At 72.8% G+C, this 19,590-nt stretch carries 21 protein-coding genes; 12 read left to right on the top strand and 9 right to left on the bottom strand.

From position 1 onward, the window contains the following. The first annotated feature begins 31 nt into the window (after window positions 1-31). Genes ACN261_RS26810 through ACN261_RS26775 form a run of 8 tightly spaced genes read left to right on the top strand, consistent with a single transcriptional unit; the run spans window position 32 to window position 6,707 of the window. On the top strand, window positions 32-2,158 hold the full coding sequence (locus ACN261_RS26810) for an EAL domain-containing protein (RefSeq protein ID WP_425852766.1): 2,127 nt from the start codon (window positions 32-34) through the stop codon (window positions 2,156-2,158). After that, complete coding sequence (locus tag ACN261_RS26805) at window positions 2,155-2,478, top strand: hypothetical protein (protein ID WP_425852765.1); 324 nt, start codon at window positions 2,155-2,157, stop codon at window positions 2,476-2,478. The genes ACN261_RS26810 and ACN261_RS26805 overlap by 4 nt, the downstream gene beginning before the upstream one ends. Before the next feature lie 57 nt (window positions 2,479-2,535). Then, window positions 2,536-3,513: a hypothetical protein gene (locus ACN261_RS26800; RefSeq protein WP_425852763.1), complete on the top strand. Its 978-nt coding sequence runs from the start codon at window positions 2,536-2,538 to the stop codon at window positions 3,511-3,513. A gap of 31 nt (window positions 3,514-3,544) precedes the next feature. After that, window positions 3,545-3,937 (top strand): hypothetical protein, encoded by a 393-nt coding sequence (locus tag ACN261_RS26795; RefSeq protein ID WP_425852761.1) that lies wholly within the window; start codon window positions 3,545-3,547, stop codon window positions 3,935-3,937. Then, window positions 3,934-4,572: a hypothetical protein gene (locus ACN261_RS26790; RefSeq protein ID WP_421482427.1), complete on the top strand. Its 639-nt coding sequence runs from the start codon at window positions 3,934-3,936 to the stop codon at window positions 4,570-4,572. Before ACN261_RS26795 ends, ACN261_RS26790 begins: the two co-directional genes overlap by 4 nt. Beyond that, window positions 4,569-5,156, top strand: coding sequence for a hypothetical protein (locus ACN261_RS26785; protein WP_421482426.1), 588 nt, complete (start codon window positions 4,569-4,571; stop codon window positions 5,154-5,156). The genes ACN261_RS26790 and ACN261_RS26785 overlap by 4 nt, the downstream gene beginning before the upstream one ends. Further along, window positions 5,146-5,766, top strand: coding sequence for a thymidylate synthase (locus tag ACN261_RS26780; protein WP_425852759.1), 621 nt, complete (start codon window positions 5,146-5,148; stop codon window positions 5,764-5,766). The genes ACN261_RS26785 and ACN261_RS26780 overlap by 11 nt, the downstream gene beginning before the upstream one ends. Continuing rightward, window positions 5,763-6,707 (top strand): hypothetical protein, encoded by a 945-nt coding sequence (locus ACN261_RS26775; protein WP_421482424.1) that lies wholly within the window; start codon window positions 5,763-5,765, stop codon window positions 6,705-6,707. The genes ACN261_RS26780 and ACN261_RS26775 overlap by 4 nt, the downstream gene beginning before the upstream one ends. Here the strand turns inward: ACN261_RS26775 and ACN261_RS26770 are convergent. Beyond that, window positions 6,704-7,162, bottom strand: coding sequence for a hypothetical protein (locus ACN261_RS26770; RefSeq protein ID WP_421482422.1), 459 nt, complete (start codon window positions 7,160-7,162; stop codon window positions 6,704-6,706). The genes ACN261_RS26775 and ACN261_RS26770 overlap by 4 nt on opposite strands. A gap of 334 nt (window positions 7,163-7,496) precedes the next feature. Here ACN261_RS26770 and ACN261_RS26765 point away from each other — a divergent pair, with 334 nt between their 5' ends. The 3 genes from ACN261_RS26765 to ACN261_RS26755 all read left to right on the top strand — a co-directional run bounded on the left by ACN261_RS26765 (window position 7,497) and on the right by ACN261_RS26755 (window position 9,947). After that, complete coding sequence (locus ACN261_RS26765) at window positions 7,497-8,759, top strand: cellulose-binding domain-containing protein (protein WP_421482421.1); 1,263 nt, start codon at window positions 7,497-7,499, stop codon at window positions 8,757-8,759. Between the two features lie 218 nt (window positions 8,760-8,977). Further along, a complete protein-coding gene (locus ACN261_RS26760; RefSeq protein ID WP_421482420.1) occupies window positions 8,978-9,445 on the top strand; it encodes a ribonuclease domain-containing protein in 468 nt (155 codons plus the stop codon). Between the two features lie 61 nt (window positions 9,446-9,506). After that, a complete protein-coding gene (locus ACN261_RS26755) occupies window positions 9,507-9,947 on the top strand; it encodes a barstar family protein (protein WP_421482419.1) in 441 nt (146 codons plus the stop codon). 63 nt (window positions 9,948-10,010) lie between these two features. Here ACN261_RS26755 and ACN261_RS26750 read toward each other — a convergent pair whose 3' ends face one another. The 3 genes from ACN261_RS26750 to ACN261_RS26740 form a co-directional block, all read right to left on the bottom strand. Beyond that, window positions 10,011-10,727, bottom strand: a complete 717-nt coding sequence (locus ACN261_RS26750; RefSeq protein ID WP_425852755.1) for an HD domain-containing protein — start codon at window positions 10,725-10,727, stop codon at window positions 10,011-10,013. A gap of 60 nt (window positions 10,728-10,787) precedes the next feature. Beyond that, the gene (locus ACN261_RS26745; protein ID WP_425852753.1) at window positions 10,788-11,402 is read right to left on the bottom strand and encodes an ATP-binding protein; all 615 of its coding nucleotides are present in this window, start codon (window positions 11,400-11,402) and stop codon (window positions 10,788-10,790) included. 151 nt (window positions 11,403-11,553) lie between these two features. Beyond that, the gene (locus tag ACN261_RS26740) at window positions 11,554-11,844 is read right to left on the bottom strand and encodes a helix-turn-helix domain-containing protein (RefSeq protein WP_421482416.1); all 291 of its coding nucleotides are present in this window, start codon (window positions 11,842-11,844) and stop codon (window positions 11,554-11,556) included. Between the two features lie 66 nt (window positions 11,845-11,910). Here ACN261_RS26740 and map point away from each other — a divergent pair, with 66 nt between their 5' ends. Then, complete coding sequence (map, locus tag ACN261_RS26735) at window positions 11,911-12,681, top strand: type I methionyl aminopeptidase (RefSeq protein WP_204922983.1); 771 nt, start codon at window positions 11,911-11,913, stop codon at window positions 12,679-12,681. A 49-nt stretch (window positions 12,682-12,730) separates the two neighbouring features. Here map and ACN261_RS26730 read toward each other — a convergent pair whose 3' ends face one another. The 5 genes from ACN261_RS26730 to uxaC are packed head-to-tail and all read right to left on the bottom strand — an operon-like array spanning window position 12,731 to window position 19,570. Next, window positions 12,731-14,086 carry a pectate lyase family protein gene (locus ACN261_RS26730; RefSeq protein ID WP_425852750.1) on the bottom strand — a complete coding sequence of 452 codons (1,356 nt, stop codon included), beginning with the start codon at window positions 14,084-14,086 and terminating at the stop codon, window positions 12,731-12,733. A gap of 33 nt (window positions 14,087-14,119) precedes the next feature. After that, window positions 14,120-15,367 (bottom strand): Gfo/Idh/MocA family protein, encoded by a 1,248-nt coding sequence (locus ACN261_RS26725; RefSeq protein ID WP_425852748.1) that lies wholly within the window; start codon window positions 15,365-15,367, stop codon window positions 14,120-14,122. Further along, complete coding sequence (locus ACN261_RS26720) at window positions 15,364-16,854, bottom strand: mannitol dehydrogenase family protein (RefSeq protein ID WP_425852746.1); 1,491 nt, start codon at window positions 16,852-16,854, stop codon at window positions 15,364-15,366. The genes ACN261_RS26725 and ACN261_RS26720 overlap by 4 nt, the downstream gene beginning before the upstream one ends. Next, the gene (locus tag ACN261_RS26715; protein WP_425852744.1) at window positions 16,845-18,149 is read right to left on the bottom strand and encodes an enolase C-terminal domain-like protein; all 1,305 of its coding nucleotides are present in this window, start codon (window positions 18,147-18,149) and stop codon (window positions 16,845-16,847) included. The genes ACN261_RS26720 and ACN261_RS26715 overlap by 10 nt, the downstream gene beginning before the upstream one ends. Beyond that, entirely contained in the window at window positions 18,146-19,570 is a 1,425-nt protein-coding gene (uxaC, locus tag ACN261_RS26710; protein ID WP_425852742.1) for a glucuronate isomerase, read from the bottom strand. Before uxaC ends, ACN261_RS26715 begins: the two co-directional genes overlap by 4 nt. Between the last annotated feature and the right edge of the window lie 20 nt (window positions 19,571-19,590).

Genomic DNA, 19,590 nt, shown 5'->3' with positions numbered 1-19,590 from the left:
CGGAGTCAACCACTGCGGAAACAACGTGCAGATGCCGGCGCTCAAATTCGCCGAGAGTGATGTGCAGGCACTCCGTCGTGTGCTCCTCGACGAGGACAACGGCACCTTTCAGGACGGTGACGTTGCACTGTTCACCGGAGTGAAGGCCACCTCGAAGAGCATCAAGGCGCACCTGCGCGACATCGCTGTCGAGTCCGAGCCATCGGATGTCCTACTGGTCTACTTCGCCGGGCACGCGTTGGTGCCGGACTGGAGCGACCAGCTCGACGCGTACCTGGTCACCGCCGATCTCGACCCGGAGTCCCTGCGTCGGGAACCGGAGAGCGGGCTGCGGATGTCGTTTCTCAAGCGGGACGTCTTCGAGGCGTTCGCGGGCACCTCGTTCCTCGTGCTCGACTGCTGCCAGGCGGGGATCTACGCCGATGCCGACCGGCGGCACGCTGCCGCGATGCAGACCTACCGCACCCACGTCGACCGGCACAGCGCACTGCTCGCCTGCCCCCGGGGGGCGGTCGCCCGGGAGAGCGAGGAGTACGGGCACGGTGTGCTGACCCACCACGTGCTGCGGGCGCTGCGGGGTGCGGCGGCGGACGAGTTGAAGCGGGTGTCGTTCGCGGACATGGCGGCGTTCGTGGCCGCACAGGGGATGGAACCGCCGCCGTCGCAGTGGGTGACGACGTGGGGACCGACCACCGTGCTGACCCAGCCACCGGTGTCCCGGCACGAGCGGCTGGCGTTGAACGCTCCGGCCAAACCGGGCACGACCCGCCCTTGCAAGAATCCCCTGGACGACCAGAGCAACTCGATCATGCAGTTGCTGGGCCGGATGTTCCGGGCCGAGAACCGGCCGTCACACCACAGCCAGCAGGGCGACCAGACCGAACGGGTGGAACTCCTGCGGTACGCCCTGGACGCCGAGTCGGTGGCGGTGGCGGAGTTCGTCGGCACCGACTGCAAGACGGTGAGCGCGACTCCCCGCTTCGACCGCGAACTGCTCCAGCCGATGCTGGATCTCGCCGCCGTCGAGGCCGGCCGGTACCGGACCACCATGCCGGGCCACATCATCTCGCACGGGCCACGGCGACGGATGCTCTGTGTCCCCGTGTCCCACTCCGACGAGCGGGTCGTCGCTCTCGTCGTGGTCGATCCCGCCCTGGCGCAGTTGGACATGGGGGAACCCCTGGCGGTGATGCTGCGCGCGGTCTGGGAATCCGACCTCTTCGGTGACCCGGTAGAGGCGGAGATGATCGTCCTGACGGCGCTGCGAACGGCGTACGGACGCCTGCCCGCCATGCTGTACGACTACGCGTTCAGCCTCTACCGGCAGCTGGTCTCGTCGATGACCATGGTGTTCCAGCCGGTGGTCGAGTTGGGTCTGCGTGCCGCCGGGGTGAGCATCCACAGTTTCGAGGCCCTGGCCCGCCGTAACGAACGGGAGAGCCGCGCGCCACTGCCGGCCCTGCGCATGGCGTATGACTGGGGTGACCGTTTCATCGTCGAACGCGACGCCCTGCTGGCCGCCAGGGCGATCCACTCGTATGCCGAGGCCGATGGCGTCGCGCAGTGGCAGGGGACCAAACCCCTGTCGGTCAACGTGGCGGTGCGTTCGTTGCTCAGCGACGCCTATCTGCACCAGGTGACCAAGGCACTGGCCGAGGCGAGGCTGTCGCCGCGCACGCTGACCCTGGAGATATCCGAGCAGGACGAGATCATTCCGGGTCCCGGCGAACTCTGGTCCCAGAAGCCGCTCGTGTACTTCCACCACCGGCTCACCGCGCTCACCCGTGACCTGCACATCAACTTCGCGGTCGATGACTTCGGGGTGGGTCACGCCTCGCTGGCCCGGATGGCGGAGCTGCGGCTCACCCAGATCAAGGTGGATCGGGAGATCCTGCACCATCCCCTGGCGGTGGACGAACTGGCGCTGGTGGCACGGGTGGCCCGGTACGCCAGCGACCAGGGGCACGCGCCCTCTCCGAGGACCGTCATCGTCGAGGGCTACGACGAGGAGGCGCCGGTGAGTCTCCAGCAGATCTACGACCTCGGCATCCACCACGTGCAGGGCTATTTCTCCGGCGCGCCGGCCTCGGGAAGCCTGCACCCACTCGACGCGGCCGTCCAGGAACGGATCGCGGCGCTTGCGAGGGGTGAGCAATGACCAGTGTGAAACTTCTGCTGCCGGCGGACGTGTTCGACGAGATCGACCTGCCCTACGAGGGAGTGCGTGATCTTTCCGCTCTCACCCTCGCGATCGAGGGGACCGCCGTGCTGGCTAATCTGGCCACCCTCGCCGGACTCCAGCCCCAGTTGGGTGCGCTGGTGGGTGCGATCCGCAACTGGCGACTGCGCGACGAACGGGCGACGGTGGTGCTGACCGTCGAGGGCCCCGGTGTCGATCTGCGGCTGGACCTGCCGCGCAACGTCAGTACCGCGGTGCTGCTGAAGCACCTGGAGCCGCTGTTCGAAGACGAGCGGTGAGATGACCGTCCACAGCGGATCAGTGAGATGAACGGCCCTTCGTCGGATGACCGGCCGATGCTCGTGCGATCCCATCGGATCGTCAACGTCGGGGGTGGGGACTTCGCCTTCACCGACCTCACCCGTACGGCGCTGGGTGGGGTGCAGAACCGGCAGTTCCGACTGTTCACCCCGGTCAAACGGGACAGGATGCGGCTGCCCACGTCGTTGCCCGAGTTCGCCGCGTTGCGGCACGTGGCCAACCTGTCGGACAGCCCGGTCACCGTCGCCGCCGAGTTGGGCGGCCACTGGAGCGAGCACAACCTGGCGGCCATCACCCACGTCGCCGCCTGCAACTTCCGCTGCGCGTACTGCTACGTCGACTTTCCCCACCTCGCCGGCCGGGACAGTTTCGTCACCACCGCCGAGCGGGTCGTCGAGGAGTTCGTCGAACTGCGGCACGCCGCGACTGACGCCGGGCGTCGACTGAGCCTACTGCGGCTCAGCGGGGGCGAGCCGTTGCTGGCACCCGGTCTCGTTCTCGGTGTCCACCGGGAGATGCGACGGCGGGGCCTGCTCGACGTCGCGGTGCTCAAGGTCGAGTCCAACCTCTCCGCCCTGCCGTACGCCTGGCAGGAGGGCAGGCTGTCGCTCGACGCGGACGAGCGGGCCGCCCTGCGCCGGATCAAGGTGCACGGCACCCTGCACTCCCCGCCGGGCGACGCCGCCTGGCCGATGATCCGGCGTGGTCTCGAGGTCGCCATCGAGTTGGGCTTCGACGTCTTCCCGGCGGTGGGTGCCAACGACTGGACGGTGGCACATCTGGAGTCCCTCTTCGAGGAACTGGCCGCGATCGACCCCGCATTGCCGAGACGGTTGGCGGTGCGTCCCTTCCATCTCGACTACCCGGTCCTCGCCGACCGACGGGGTCTTCCCGACCCGGGAGGTGAGTCGCCTTCGCTGATGTGGGAGCAGATTCTGCTCCGCGAACTCGGCGCGCGCTATCTGGATGTACCCAGACATTTGGTACATATTTCTAGCCCAAAACTCCCATAAAGGACAAATGGAGAATCTCATGATCAGTTAGGTGACGGTGTGCAGCAGCTCCAAGTTCTACGATCTGGCGCAGCGTGCCGCCGACACCCTGCGGGCGCGGGGGCTCACCGTCTACACCCCTCGATTCGACTACAACGAGGAACATGTCGTGGTCGGGGAGTCGGACAAGGCCCGGTTGACCCACGAGTTCCTCGCCAAGGTCGCCAGGTCCGACGCCGTCTATGTGATCACCAGCGGTGGCTACGCAGGGGTCAGTGTCTGCCTTGAGGTGGGCTACGCGCGCGCCCTCGACAAGGTGGTGCTCTGTTCGGAGGAGCCGACCGAGTTCGCCGTACGGGCCCTGGTCGACGCCGTCGTGCCGGTCACCGAGATCGGTGAGAAGGTGCAGCAGATCGACCGGGCGCCACGGGACGGCGTTTCATGATCATCGCCGCCCCGGCCCCGTCGAGCCGACTGCACGCACCGGTCGCGGCCCTCGTCGAGGAGCTGTTCCCCGCCCTGGCCCAGGAACATCCCCGTAAGCTGTGGCACCGGTCCGCCGACCACGCGATCATCCGCTGCCGTGGCTTCGACGTGCCGCAACTGGTCGCCTCCGGCGCAGCTGACCTCGGCATCGGCGGCTATGACGCCTGTGTCGAATGGTCGTTGACACACGCGCGGCCGCTGTTCATGTGGGCGCTACCGCCGATCCGCACCTCCTTCGTCACCTTCTGCACGGTGGCAGGACGCGCGGTGCACACCCTCTGGACCGAGTACCCCGCGATCACCCGGGCATGGGCGGTGACCAGTCCCGCCCTGCGCGCCGCGCGGGTGGTGCCGTTGCACGGCTCGACGGAAGGGGTGATCAGGGCCGATCCCGGCGGGGGCGGGGTGCTCCTGGTCACCTCCGGCGAGACCCTGACGGCGAACGGGCTCGACCACGACGTACCCCTGCTGGCGACCGACGTGTGTCTCGTCGCTCGTACTCCACCCCTCACCGCGCCCGGCCCTCTCGACGTGTCGTCGCTACCGGCGCTGGACATGCCGAGCTTCTGCGCCGCCCCGGCGGGCGCGCCGTGACCGTGCCGTGCGTCGATGACGACGGCTGGGTGGACGTGGACCGTCCGGGTCACCTGGGAGCCCGGCGGCGCGACCGGATGGCGGCGTGGGAGACGGAGTTCGGCTCGGGACGATGGCGACTCGTCTGGCGCGTCGGCACGCTCGTCCACCCCTGGGAGGCCGCACTCTGCCTCTACGAGGACGCCTACCACCGGCGGCTCGACGACGATCCCGACCTGCGGCACCGGTTGGTCCGGACCGCCCGCGACGTTTACGACCGGGACCCGTCCGACGTGCTGTCGGGACTCGACTACGCCAGCCAGCGGGGTGCCGGCCACCATCTCCAGGACGTGGCCGTGCGTCGGGTCCTGGTCCGGCTCGGCACCTGGTTCGCCGGTGACCGGCTGGTGCGCCTGCGGCGTGGCGGCGGCGGCACGGCCGACGAGCCGGGCGGGAAGCTCGATTCGTCCGTGGTGCCGTTCCACCGGCCCGAGCTGATCGTCCGGCCGGAGCTGGACGGTTGGTGGGAGCGGGGCAGCGTGGAGTCGTTCTACCAGTCCAATCGAATACTCCAACGGCGGGGAACGGTGGCGGATGGAGATTGAGGCCCCGACCGTCGCCGCCGCCTGGCAGCAGGTCGTCGCGCTGTTCGCGCGCCAGCAGCCCACCAGGATCGCCACCCGGCACGGCGTGTCCTTCGACATCCCGGGCCTGACCGTCTGGCTGCGCAATCCGGCGGACCTCACCCCGCCACCGGGTTACCTGTATCCCGAGCTGATCAAGGACTACCGGGACCGGATCTTCGGTGACCAACGGCAGACATCGCTGCTGTACCAGCGGCTGCGGCGCTGGGCCGACGGTGACGGCCCGCCGATCGACCAGTTCGCGCAGGCGGTGGAGCTGCTGCGCCGCGACGAACACAGCCGGTCGGCGGTGTTCTCCCTCTGGCGTCCGGACGAGGATCTCGGTGGTCGGTTCCCGGTGTCGCCGGTCGGCGGCGCGATGCGCATCGTCGGCGACGACCTCGTGCTCTTCCTGACCGCACGCAGCGTCGACGTGTGGGTCGGCCTGGTACCGGAGCTGCTCACCTTCGCCCAGCTCGCCGCCGACGCCGCCCTGGAACTGGGCCTTACCGGCAGTCGTCTGTGCCACCACTCGTGGAGCGCCCACCTGTACGAGGTCGACTACCTCACGTACCTGGCGGGGTCGGCGTGAACCGGTCCCTCACGCTGCTGGACAGTGGAGTGATCGATGCCCGGACGATCGACAAGGTCCTCCAGTCGGTGCTCTTCTTCTCCGACCAGGTCGTGCTGCGGGCCTCCTTCGAGATCGCCGCGAGCCACCGGCAGCGGGCTGCCGAGATCAACCGTCGCGTCGACGAACTGCACGAGGCGGGCCTGCTGCGGCTCTGGGGGCACGAGTACGAGGTCGACGACGCCGGCCGGGTGCGGGTGGGACGTGGTGTACCGACCGGCAGACGGGCGGACCTGGTTCTCGCGCAGGGACGACTCCGCGAGAACCTGATCCGGATGGACGAGGTGATGCGGGGCATCCGCGAGGAGGCGTACCGTAGCGTGGCCGCCGGCCGCCCGGTCCTCAGACAGGGCGCGGCCGAGATCGTCAGCCTGCGCAACCACATGGCCTCATTGGTGATCTCGTCCGAACTCGAGCAGGACGGGCTGCTCGCCAACCCCGCCGTCGGCGCACAACTCGCCACCAGCGTGGCGCGGCCACCGGCGGAACGCTTCGACGCCGCCGTCGTGCGCAACGTCCTCGGGCAGCTTCAGCTCGGTTCGTTGGACCAGTTGACCGTCCCGCAGATCGTCGAGTCCCGCCGGTACCACGCCGACTTCCGTCGCCTGTTGGACGAGTCCCTGCTCGCGGTGTCCCAGGGCTACGACCCGGTGCTGACCCCGGAGGCGACGGCGCGGGAGATCGCCCGCCGGTACCGGGAGACGGTGGCCGAGTTCGCCCGCCCCCGGGTGGCGCACCAGGCCGTCGAGGAGGTCGTCTGGGACGTGCTCGGTGCGAGTGTGCCGGCCACCGTCGTCCTCAAATACGGACTCCGCGCCCTCACCTGGCGGCGGGCCGCCCAGCGGGCCCGTCCGTTCCTGCTGCTGATGCACCTGGAGCGGGCGTTGGGCGTACGGCGTTAACGCCGCACCACCTCGTCATCCACCTGGGCCGTCGCCCGCAGCGACGCCCGGTGCGCGGCACAGGCAGCGGCGATGGCCGGTAGGGCACCGTGGAGATCCGACGGCAGCAGCATCCGTAAGTGCCACAGGGCGACATCCACGTGATCGGGTCCGGCCCGGTCACTGTGGGACCGGGTTCCGTACGCCCACAACAGCACGAGCGCCAGCGCGAAGGCGGCGTCCGGATCGGCGTACCGCAGCGGCAACCAGGAGCGCACGGCCCCCGGGAGGACGAAGGTGCGCCCGGCGCGGCGGTCCTCCAGAAGCCGCTTCGACAGCACCGCGAACCCCGGGTCGACGGCGTCAGGGTCCAGCCGCCAGGCAAGGTGCGCCGTGCCGCCGAGCGTGGTCGCCGCGGCGATGAGCGCGGCACACTCCTGCCGGTCGAGTCGGCTGCAGCGCTGTCCGAACCTCATCGCCGGCCGACACCGGCGCCGGCCACCCCGTGCGGTCGCGGGCACCACGGATTCACCGAGGGTGACATGGGCGGAGCCTGTCACGCCGGCAGCGGTGAATCAACCGTGACACTTCCACCGTCCGGTGCCGCGTGTGGAACCGACTCCGCTGCGGGTGGACTTGTTTCCATAGGCAACCATCACTACATTGGGTCCGGGTGCCGCCGAGTTGCCGGGCGGCTGTTGGGCCTGAGCCGGGCTGTTGTCCACGTGCCGACACGGCGCGTCGACGCGCGAGCGACGTCACTGCTCCCGCGCCGTCGGTCCACACCGACGGCCAGCCGGAAGGACCCCTGTGAGGATCTCCCGTACCCGTATCACCGCCGTCGTGGCCGCCACCGCCACGGTGGCCGCGGCCGTCACCACCGTGCTCGCCGGCACCGCCTCGGCGGCCCAGGGCTGCCGGATCGACTACCAGCCCAACGAGTGGAGCGGCGGCTTCACCGCCAACGTCCGGGTCTCCCCGGGCGACACCGCCCTGAACGGTTGGACCGTCACCTGGTCCTACCCGGGCGGCCAGCGGATCACCGGCGGCTGGAACGCCACGGTCAGCCAGTCCGGTACGACGGTCACCGCCCGCAACGCCGCCTGGAACGGCAGCGTCCCGGCCGGCGGCTCCACCGAGTTCGGCGTCCAGGGCACCAGCACCTCGGGTTCCGCCGCGCCGACCGGGTTCACGCTCAACGGCGTACCGTGCAACGGCGCTCCGCCGCCGACCACCACCCCGCCGCCCACGACCCCGCCCCCCACGACGCCTCCGCCGACGACCCCGCCCCCGACCACGCCTCCGCCGACCACGCCACCCCCGACGACTCCGCCGCCCACCACCCCGCCTCCCACGACGCCGCCACCCACCACGCCGCCGCCGGCCGGGTGTGCCGGTGCGGTGCTCTGTGACGGCTTCGAGAACCAGACCGGCACGACGCCGTCCGGCGACTGGAGCGTGGTCAACCCGGACTGCTCCGGAACGGGCCGGGCCTCGGTGGACACGGCGACCACCCACAGCGGCGGCCGGTCGCTGCGCATCGACGGCGCGCAGGGCTACTGCAACCACGTCTTCGTGCGCTCCACCAGGGATCTCAGCGCGGTGGGCACCCTCCGGTACGGCCGGATCTGGCTGCGCCACACCACGGCACTGCCCACCCAGCACGTCACCATGATGGCCATGACCGACGCCGCCGACGGCAACAAGGACCTGCGGATGGGCGGCCAGAACGGCGCGTTGCAGTGGAACCGGGCCTCCGACGACGCGACCCTGCCCGAGCAGAGCCCGTCCGGGGTGGCGTTGAGCGTGCCGCTGCCCACCGGGCGCTGGACGTGCCTGGAGTTCATGGTCGACGGCAACCAGGGGCAGTTGCGCACCTGGCTCGACGGCACCGCCGTCACCGGGCTGACCGCCGACGGGGTGCCCACCCACGACATCGACAGCCAGTGGCTCAACCGCACCTGGCGTCCCCGGCTGACCGACCTGAAGCTGGGTTGGGAGAGCTACGGCGAGGGCGCGGACACCCTCTGGTACGACGACGTCGCCCTGGGCACCAGCCGGATCGGCTGCTGACCCCGACCGGGACCGGGCGGCCGACGGAGCCGCCCGGTCCCGGTCCGGCGCCCACCGGGCATTTCAACAGTCGGTGGCGTGCCGATCATGGTGCGTTCATCCACGGTTGCGAGGCTGGCCTCTGGCCGGCGGGGTTCGCCTCCCGCCAGAATGTGGCTGATCGGGATAACCATCCCGATCGATGCATTCCTGTCGGCCCCCGCGATCCGGAGGACCCGTTGAGCACTCCCGCGAACCCCGTCACCCCCGCCACCGCCCCGACCCCGGGCACCCGGGCCCGCCGCCTGCCGGGCCTCCTCGCGCTGCTGACCGCCCTGGTCGCCGCGCTGCTCGTCGGGCCGTCCGTGGTGGCCCCGAGGCTGACCGACCCCGCGTCGGCGGCGGTCTACGGCTCCTGCACGATGTCCCGCTGCGCGGACGCCCGCACCGCCCGCTCCGGCTGGTCGGGCAAGGGTTTCCCGACCAGCCGGGGCTGGTACTCCTGGAGCGGTGGCCTGTCGAACTTCGCCGGCGGCCAGTTCCACAACTACGAGGGGCAGCTCCCCGCCGGCGCCACCTACTACGAGTACGACGTCTACCCGCGGGTCTCCGGCGCGGCGCGCGACGCGTACCGCATCGTGGTGAACAGGAGCAGCGGGGCGACCTGGTTCTCCCCCGACCACTACGCGAACTTCTACCGGATCTGACCGAGGACCACCCGGGGCGGGCCGGTCCGCCGGCCCGCCCCGTCGAGCAGGAGGATGCACCATGACCGGACAGCGCCAGCCGGGCTGGCTACGGGTGACCGACGAGGCCCGGCCGGCGGGGCACCCGACGCCGTCGGTCACCGTGGCCGGGGCGGCGGCCCGCACCCGCCCCGCGCTGTTCCACGCCCTCACCGACGCCCTCGGCCTGCCCGGCCACTTCGGCCGCAACTGGGACGCGCTCGCCGACGTGCTGGCCGACCGGCTCGACGCCGGCCCGCTCACCCTCGAGGTGACCGACGCCGGCCTGCTGCTGGCCGACGAGCCACCCGGTCAGCTCGGCACGCTGCTCGACGTGGTGGGCGGGGTGGCGGCCGGCGCCCGGGAGCCGGTCTGCCTGCTGCTGCGCGACACCCCGCAGCGGCTGCCCGACCTGCGGCACCGGCTGCACGCCGTCCTCGGTGGCGGCGGGGTGGCCGTCCCGCCCGGCGGCGCGCTGCGCTGAGCGTCCGCGTCGCGCCGCCGGCCCGCGCACCCCGCCGGCCTACCGTCGCGGCAGGGGGCGGGGTCAGTTGGGGTGGTCGAGGATCGCGCTGAACCGTTCCTCGGCCAGGTCGAGCTGGGCGAAGATGTGCCGCTTCACCGGTGCCGACAGCGGGGTGTCCGGCCGGGCGATCAGCTCCCGGTAGACCGGCACCAGCGGCCGGTACTTCGCCGCCGAGCGGGCCACCTTCGGCCCGACGGCGTAGACCACGCCCACCCCGTTGTCGGTGAAGTCGGAGACCTTGATGACCCGGGCCCAGGGTTCCCGGTCCAGGCTGGCCGCGACGTGCTCACGGTACTGCACGTGCGGGTCGCGCTCCGGGTCGTACACCGGGTTGGTGACCGCGGCGACCAGCCGGGCCACCCGGTCGCCGAACCGGTCGGCCAGCGCGGCCAGTGCCGCCGCCGTCGGGTCGGCCGCCCCCGCGCCGGCCAGCTCGCCCGGGTGGTCCTCCACCGCGTCGTGCAGCAGCCCGGCGACGATCACGTCGGGGTCGCGCACCTGGTAGTGGTGCATCATCCGGATCGCCACCCGCAGCAGGTGATTGAGGTACGGCTCGCGGGAGCGCCGGTCGTCGCGGTGCAGCTCGGCGGCCAGGTCGAGAGCCTCGGTCAGCCGCTCCCGGTCGGCCGCGGCGAAGGCCGGCAACTCCAGCCGGAACCGGGCGAGCAGGCCCGGTTCGCCGTGCAGCTCGGTGATCGCGTGCATCGGCATGGTGGCGAGGTACGGCGGGAACTCCATCGCCTACTTATAGCCGATCTTCACTGTCGGTCCGACCCCGTCGTCGGGCATGTGACCACGTCATTTCCGGCCGGAAAGGTGCTTGACCAGGCGAACCGTCGTCCCGTCGGGGGTGCCGTCGAGCTGGGCCTCGTCCATCAGTCGGGCCATGATCAGTCGGCCCCGGCCCCGGTCGCCGCCCTGCGACGGGCCCGGTCGCCAGCCGCCGGTGTCGCGGATCTCGACCTCCAGCCGCCCGGCGCGCAGCCGGGCCGACACCGTGACGCTCGCCCCGGGCGCGAACCGGTAGCCGTGCTCGATGGCGTTGGCGCACGCCTCCCCGACGGCGATCAGCACCACCTCCACGTCCGCCTCGTCGACGCCCGCCCCGGTGAGCCACGCCCGCAGCGCCTCCCGGGCGGGGGAGAGCTGGGCCGGATCGGCGGCCAGCGCCGTCCGGAACGCCGACGGCGCACCGCCTTCACCGCTCGTGCCGGCCTGCGCTACCGGGTCTGCCAATGGCGCGGTGCCGGCCTTCTCGACCGGGCCGACCTGCGGTGTGCCGGCGCGGGTTGCCGGGTCGGCGGGTGGCTCCGGGGTGCCGGCCCGCAGCGCCGTGCCGGTCGGGTCGTCCGCCGGACGGGGGCCGGCCGCCGGCTCGGGCCGGTCCGCGCCGACGTCGCGTCCACCGGCCACCCGGGTCCACCTCCCGCTGATCGTCGTCGTCCGGGGTCGGCAGCCCGACCGTACCCGGCCATTCTCCCTGTCCCGGCCCGCCGCCGGGCACCACCCCTGGGCAGGGGGCTCCCGGTCGGCCCGGGGTGCACCCCCGGCAGGCGTCGGGGGGCTACGAGGCCAGCCGCTCGCCGGGGTCGGGCACGGTGATCCCGCCGTCGGACTGGTTGATCTCCGACCAGACCGCGTCGAGGGAGAGGCCGAGGACATCGGCGAGCACCGCGATGGTCGGGAACGCCGGGGTGGCCACCCGACCGGACTCGATCTTCCGCAGGGTCTCCGGGGACAGCCCGGCGGCCAGCGCGGTGCCGAGCATCGACCGTTGGCCCCGGGCGCGGCGCAGCAGGGCGCCGAGGCGTCGTCCGCGGGCGACCTCGGCGGGGGTGAGCGGCAACCTGACCATGGCTGCGATTCTAGTACCGGGATAACATGGCCGGGATACTTATTGGTGGTCCACGGAAGGCACCGCATGATCGAGATCCTGAACCCCACCGACGTGCGGCGCGCGCGGGACACCGGCGCGCTGGTCGCCGAGATCCTCCAGACGCTGAAGGGCCGCGTCGTGGTCGGCACCAACCTGCTGGAGATCGACGCGTGGGCGCAGCAGATGATCGTCGACGCCGGGGCGACGTCCTGCTACGTCGACTACGCGCCGTCCTTCGGCCGGGGCCCGTTCGGCCACTACATCTGCACCTCGGTCAACGACGCGGTGCTGCACGGACTGCCGTACGACCACCACCTCGCCGACGGCGACCTGCTCTCCCTCGACCTCGCCGTCTCCCTCGGCGGCGTGGTCGCCGACTCGGCGATCAGCTTCCTGGTGGGCGACACCCGCCCCCCGGAGAGCGTCGCGCTGATCGACGCCACCGAGCGGGCGCTGCGCGCCGGGATCGCCGCCGCCGGACCGGGCGCACGCGTCGGTGACCTCTCGCACGCCATCGGCACGGTCCTGCACGCGGCGGGATACCCGGTCAACACCGAGTTCGGCGGGCACGGCGTCGGGTCCACCATGCACCAGGACCCGCACGTGTCCAACACCGGCCGGCCCGGTCGCGGGTACCGGCTACGTCCCGGCCTGCTGCTGGCCCTGGAACCCTGGGTCATGGCCGACACCGCCACCCTCGTCACCGACGCCGACGGCTGGACGCTGCGCAGCGCCACCGGCTGCCGCACGGCACACAGCGAACACACGATCGCCATCACGCCCGAGGGCGCGGAGGTGCTCACCCTGCCGAGGTGACCCCGCGGTCGGGCCGCGCCGACGGACGGCACGGCCCGACGCAGGCGGCTCACAGCGGCAGTCGACCGGCCCCGGCGAACGGCCCCACCACCAGCGGCACCAGCGGCGCGGGCACCGCCTGCGGCGCGCGCAGGGCCGGCGTCCACCCGGCGTCGCCGCCCAGGTCCGGGTCGTGGGCCGCGTTGTAGGCGGCCACCAGGTCGACCGGGCGGGGCAGCGCGCCGGGCGCGTCCACCCAGTTGCCCCGGGTGGTGACGGCGGTGCCACCCCAGTCGTACAGCAGGTCGCCGGCGGCGATGCCGGCACCGAGGGTGAAGAAGTTGTTCTCCACGTACGCGGCGGACTGCACGCCCACCCCGATCGCGTACGCGAAGTCGTCGCCGGCCAGCCGGTACCAGTTGTTGTAGACGTCGACCTGGCCGAACCGGACCCGGGGCAGCCGCTGGAGCACCCGGTCGAACAGGTTGTGGTGCAGCGTCACCTTCAACCGGCCGACGTCCGGCCCGACGGTGTTGGACGAGCCGATCAGCATCAGCTTGTCCCGCCCGGTGAACCGGTTGTACGAGGCGGTCACCAGGCTGGCCGTGTGGGTGACGTCGAGCGACCCGTCGTGCACCTGGTAGGGCCGGCCGAAGTACACCGGCTGCCCGCTGTCCGGGTTGTCGCCGTCGGTGAAGGTGTTGTGGTCGACCCAGACGTGCTCGCTGCGGCGCACCGAGACCTGGTCGTACTGGGAGTTCCAGTTGCCTGTCGCGCCGTCGGTGGGGGACCAGGCCGGGAAGCAGTCCCGGGCGTCGTCGAAGGTCAGGTTGCGGACGATGACGTTGCTGGCCCCGTCGATCATCAGGGTCAGCCCGGTGAGGACCGCCCCGCCCCGGCCGACGATGGTGGTGTTGGGCCCGACGTTGATCTGCGTCTGCCGGGTCTGGTTGGCCACCGACCGCACCCGGGCGGCCTCCAGCGCCCCGGTCGGCGGCACCATGCCCCACACCGCCGGGTCGTACGCGGCCAGGTAGGCCGCCAGGCTGTACTCCGGGTCGGCCAGGTCGGCGCAGCCGAGCAGGTGGCCGTCGTCGGCGGTGAACCCGTCGACGGTGCCGTCCACGACGATCACCTTCGGGGTGGCGTTGCTCTTGTTGGTGGCGTTGTCGCCGCCCAGCGCCCGGACCAGGTCGGCCCGGCTGCGGACGAGGTGGACCTGGTCCGGCGTTGCCGCCGCGCCGCCGGTGGTGCCGGGGCCCTCGGACGCCCAGCCGTCGCCGGCCGGCAGGGTCTGCCGGGCCACTCGCTCGACCGCCCGGGGTACCCCGTCGGCGGTCCGGCCGGGTGCGGCGTGTGCCGCCGTGCCCGAGGTCAGCAGGAGGGACAGGGCGACCAGGGCCGCCCCGGTGGTTCGTGGACGCATGGGAATCTCCGCAGGGTGGTGGTGGATGGTGCGTCAGTCGTCCAGCGCCGCCAGGGGGATCCGCACCGGCGGCACCGCCCACGGCACCGCCAGTTCCGACAGCAGCGCCCCCTGCCCGGCGGCCCGGCGCAGCGCCGCGTTGATCCCGGGCACCGTCACGACCCGTTGCGGCCCGCTGCCGGTGACCGTGACCAGGTCGCCGCCGAGCAGGGTCGGTTCGGGGGCCTGCCGCACCTGTTCCAGCACTGCGGTGAACGGCGCGGTGCGGGCCAGCGGGGCGATCAGCGGGGTGCCGGCCGGGTCGGCGCGGTGGGCGAGCAGGTTCTCCAGCAGCCCCCGCCGCCCCGGCACCTCCCGGGGGTGCGGGTCGCCGGGCAGCAGCAACCGGTCGGTCGGGTACTCCAGCACCGCCCGCCCGGCGGTGCCGGTGACGATCACCTCCCCGGCGACGAAGTCCTCCCCGGCCAGCGTCACCGCCGCCACGATCGGCGGCCCACCCGGGGTGACGATCCGCAGCGTGGCGGTGTCGTCGACCTCGATCGGGCGGACCCGGTAGCGCTCCAGCTCGATGCGGGCCGGCCGTACCGGCACGCCGGTCACCGTCCGGGCGACCGCCAGGCACTGCATCACCGCGTGCGCCAGCGGGTTGGCCAACGCGCCGTCGAGCACCGGCCGGCCGTGCAGGCTGCGGCGGCCGGCCCACGGGGACCGCGCGTAGTAGCCGTCGGGGCGTTGCCAGCAGGCGACCGTGCCGATGCCGGTGACGGTGCCCAGCCGGCCCTGTTCGAGGGCGGCCGACAGTTGCGCCAGCGCCATCGAGCCGAGCGCCTGGAAACCGACCTGGCAGGCCCGGCCGGTCGCGGCCAGCGCCCCGGCCAGCGTCCGGTGCTCGGCGGTGGACAGCACCGGCGGCTTCTCCAGCAGCAGGTCGGCACCGGCGGCGAGGACGTCCAGGGCGATCGGCAGGTGGGTGTGCGGCGGGGTGCAGACGATCACCACGTCCGGGCGGGCGGCGGTGAGCATCTCCCGGTGGTCGGTGTGCACGGTGGTCCCGGGCGGGACCGGTGCGGCCGGCTCGTCCTCGATCGGCCGCACGTCGACCAGCGCCACCAACCGCAGCCGTCCCGCCGCGTGCAGCCCGGCGACGCTGCGCCGGTGCCAGCGGCCGTGCCCGTTCGCGCCGACGATCGCCACCCGGGGCGCGGCCGTCGCGCCGGGCCCGGCCGGAGCGTCCCGGGCGGCGGGCCCAGCGGCGGCGGCCGGCGGCACCGGGGCGGTCACGCCGCCCCCGACAGGACCGTCGCCACGCCGTGGGTACGCAGCGCGCCGAGCCATCTGGCCACGTCGGCGCGGAACCCGTCGTCGGAGGCGAGCGCGGCCGGGACGACCTCGGACAGGGCGAACACCGCCCCGACCGTGCCGGCTGCGGTGCCGTCGGCGGCGGCGAGCGCGGTGGTGATCCGGTCGGCCAGCGGGTCGTCGAGCGGCAGCACCGTGCCGTCGTCGGCCCGCCCGTCGAGGAACCGCAGCCAGGCCGCCACGACCAGCGCCGACCAGTACGCCGGACGGCCCTGGGCGCGCAGGTCGGCGGCGGTGTGCAGGACCCGCTGCGGCAGCTTCTGCGAACCGTCCATCGCCACCTGGAGGGTGCGGTGCCGGATCGCCGGGTTGGCGAACCGGGCCAGCACCTCGTCGCCGTACCCGACGACGGTCGTCCCCTCGGGCGGGGTGAAGCTCGCGGCCACGTCGTCGGCGACGAACCGGCGTAGCACGTCGGTCAGGCCGGGCAGCGTCAGCGCGTCCGCGATCGTCTCGCAGCCGGCCACCGCCCCCAGGTAGGCCACCGCCGAGTGGACGCCGTTGAGGCCGCGCAGCTTCAACCGCTCCCACGGGCCGGCGTCGGTGGTGAGCACCGCGCCGGCCCGCTCCCACCGGGGCCGTCCACCGGGGAAGTCGTCCTCGACGACCCACTGGAGGTACGGCTCGGCGGCCACCGCCGCCAGATCGGTGACCCCCAGCGCGGCGCGGGCGTCCGCCAGCGTCGCGGCGGTGCTGGCCGGGACGATCCGGTCCACCATCGTGCCGGGGAAGCTCACCTGCCCGGCGAGGGCGTCCTGGACGGCGTCCGGCACCCCGGCCAGCGCCAGCGACTGCTGTACCAGGCCGCGCAGCCGACGCCCGTTGGACGGCAGGTTGTCGCAGCTGACCAGCGCGATCGGCCCCGCCTGGGCGGCGGCGCGGGCGAGCAGCCCGCGCACCAGCAGGCCGGGGACGGTGACCGGGGGCCGGTCGGTGGTCAGGTCGAGGGTCAGCGCGTCGTCGGCCCGCAACGCCCCGGAGACCGGGTCGAGCCGGTACGCCTTCTCGGTCACCGTCAACGTCACCACCCGGATCGCCGGGTCGGCCAGCAGCGCGACCACCGCCGCCGGGTCGCTGGCCGCGTGCCGTACCCCGGCCAGCGCGCCGACCACCCGGGTCGCGGACCGGTCGGCGGCCAGCGTGGTGACGCTGAACAGGGCGTCCTGGGCGGCGAGCGCCTCGACCAGGTCGGTGCTGCGCGGGGCGACGCCGACGATGCCCCAGTCGCCGCCGGCCGCGTCGACCGCCGCCTCGGTGCAGACCGCCTGGTGGGCCCGGTGGAACGCGCCGAGTCCGAGGTGGACGATGCCGGCCGGCACGGTGCCCGGCCGGATCAGCGGTCGGCTCTGCTCGGGCAGCCGGCTCAGGGTGGCCAGGCCCAGCCGGTCGGTGCCCCCGTTCACCGCCACACCGGGCCGTCCGGGAACCGGAACCGCGCGATCGACTCGGGGCGCATGGTGGCGCTGTAGCCGGGGGCGGTGGGCAGCAGGTACCGGCCGCCCCGGGTGCGGACCGGGTCGACGAAGTGCTCGTGCAGGTGGTCGACGTACTCGACCATCCGCCCGTCCAGGCTGGTGCCGACCCGCAGGTAGTCGAAGATCGCCAGGTGCTGCACGTACTCGCAGAGGCCGACGCCACCGGCGTGCGGGCAGACCGGCACCCCGAACTTCGCGGCCAGCAGCAGTTCGGCCAGCACCTCGTTGACCCCGGCGACCCGGCAGGCGTCGATCTGCATCACCCCGATCGCCTCGGCCTGGAGCAGCTGCTTGAAGATCACCCGGTTGGCGGCGACCTCGCCGGTGGCGACCCGGCACCGGCCGTCGGTCGACGCGGTCACCGCGCGGGCGATCCGGGCGTGACCGAGGATGTCGTCGGCGTGCGTCGGCTCCTCGATCCAGTACGGGTCGACCTCGGCCAGCGCGGTCATGTTGGTGATCGCCTCGTCGACGTCCCACACCTGGTTGGCGTCCATCATCAGCAGCGCGTCCGGGCCGATCTCGGCCCGGATGATCCGGGCTCGGCGCAGGTCGTCGGCGGGCGGGCCGCCGACCTTCATCTTCATCGCCCGCCACCCCTGGGCGTACGCCTCGCGGGTCAGCGCCCGCACCTTGTCGTCCGGATACCCCAGCCACCCCACCGAGGTGGTGTACGACGGGAACCCGTCCTGCTCCAGCACGGCGAGCCGCTCCGCCGCCCCCACCAGTCCCTTGTCGAGCAGGGTGGCCGCCTCGTCGGGGGTGAGCGCGTCGGTGATGTGGTGGAAGTCGATGTTGGCGACCAGCTCGTCGGTGGACAGCTCGGCGAGGTAGCGCCACATCGGCTTGCCGGCCAGCTTGGCCCGCAGGTCCCAGACCGCGTTGACCAGCGCCCCGGCGGCCATGTGGATGACCCCCTTCTCCGGCCCCAGCCAGCGCAGCTGCACGTCGGCGGTCAGCGAGCGCCAGAACGCCACCGGTTCGGCCGCGATCTCGGCGACGGTGCGCCCCCGGACGTGGTGGGCGAGGGCCTCGATCGCCGCGCAGGTGATCTCGTTGCCCCGGCCGTTGGTGAAGGTGAACCCGGCGCCCGTTGGGCCGTCGTCGGTGCGCAGCTCGACGTAGCTGGCCGAGTAGTCACCCCGGTTGATCGCGTCGGAGCCGTCGCCGGCCGCCGCCGTCGGGAACCGGACGTCGTGCACGTCGACGGCGGTGATCGTGGTGCTCATGCGGACCCCTCGAACTTGAAGACCTTCTTGGGCAACCGGTACGCCAGGTCGACGACCGTCTCGGCGGCCTCGTCCTCGCTCAGCCGGTGCTCGGCGACGAGACGGGCCAGGAATCCGGCGTCGATCCGGCGGGCCACGTCGTGGCGGACCGGGATGGAGCAGAACGCGCGGGTGTCGTCGACGAACCCGGCGGTGTTGTAGAACCCGGCGGACTCGGTGACCGCCTCCCGGAACCGGCGCAGCACCTCCGGGGAGTCCAGGAACCACCAGGGCGCGCCGAGGTAGAGCGCGGCGTAGCCGCCGGCCAGCGGGGCCAGCTCCCGGGTGAACGTGTACTCGTCGAGGGTGTAGAGCACCACCCGCAGGCGCGGGTCGTTGCCGTACGCGTCGAGCAGCGGGGCCAGCGCGTGCACGTACTCGGTGGCGTGCGGGACGTCCCCACCGACGTCGCGGCCGTGGGTGGCGTACAGCTGGCGGTTGTGGTTGCGCACGGCGCCGGGGTGCAGTTGCAGCACCAGACCGTCGTCGAGCGACATCCGGGCGAACTCCACCAGCATGTGCGCCCGGAACGCCTCGGCGTCAGCGGCGTCGGCCAGCCCCCGCCGGCCCCGGTCGTAGAGCCGCGCCGCCTCGTCGGGGTCGAGCACCAGCGTCCGGGCGGTGGGGTGGCCGTGGTCGGAGGAGGTCGCGCCGGCCGCGACGAACGCCGCCCGGCGGGCCCGTAGCGCGTCCAGGTAGCCGGCGTAGGTGCCGGTGTCGACGCCGGCCACCTCGCCGAGCCGGGCCACGTTGTCGGCCCAGCCGTCGAACTCCATGTCGACGACGTTGTCGGGGCGGAAGGTGGTGACCACCCGGCCGCCCGGCCCGCCCCAGCCGTCGGCGGCGAGCTTGGCGTGCGCGGCGAGGTCGTCCAGCGGGGACTCGGTGGTGGCGAGCACCTCGATGCGGAACCTGGTGAACAGCGCCCGGGGCCGGAACTCCGGCTCGGCGAGCCGGGCGGCCAGCGCGTCGTAGACGGCGTCGGCGGTGGCCGGGGTGAGCGCGGTGTCCACCCCGAACACCTCGCTGAAGGTGCGTTCCAGCCACAGCCGCGACGGGGTGCCCCGGAACAGGTGCCAGTGCGCGGCGAAGCGCCGCCAGATGGTCCGGCCGTCGGTCTCCACCGGGCTGCCGTCGACGCTGGGCACGCCCAGTTCGGCCGGCGGCACCCCCTGGCTGAGCAGCATCCGGGTGAGGTAGTGGTCGGGCACGATCAGGAGCCGGGCCGGGTCCGGGAAGGGCCGGTCCTCGGCCAGCAGCGCCGGGTCGACGTGCCCGTGCGGCGAGATGATCGGCTGCGGGCCGGCGAGGGCGTACAGCTCGCGGGCGATGGCCCGGACGCCCGGGTCGGTCGGCAGGAGCAGGTCGGGAGAGGTCGGCACGTCGGAGGACTCCTCGGGTA

This window comes from Micromonospora sp. WMMD723 (assembly GCF_049863385.1).
Classification (GTDB): Bacteria; Actinomycetota; Actinomycetes; order Mycobacteriales; family Micromonosporaceae; genus Micromonospora; species Micromonospora wenchangensis.
The sequence above is the reverse complement of the archived record's forward strand: the minus strand, read 5'-3'. Positions and strand labels throughout refer to the sequence as shown.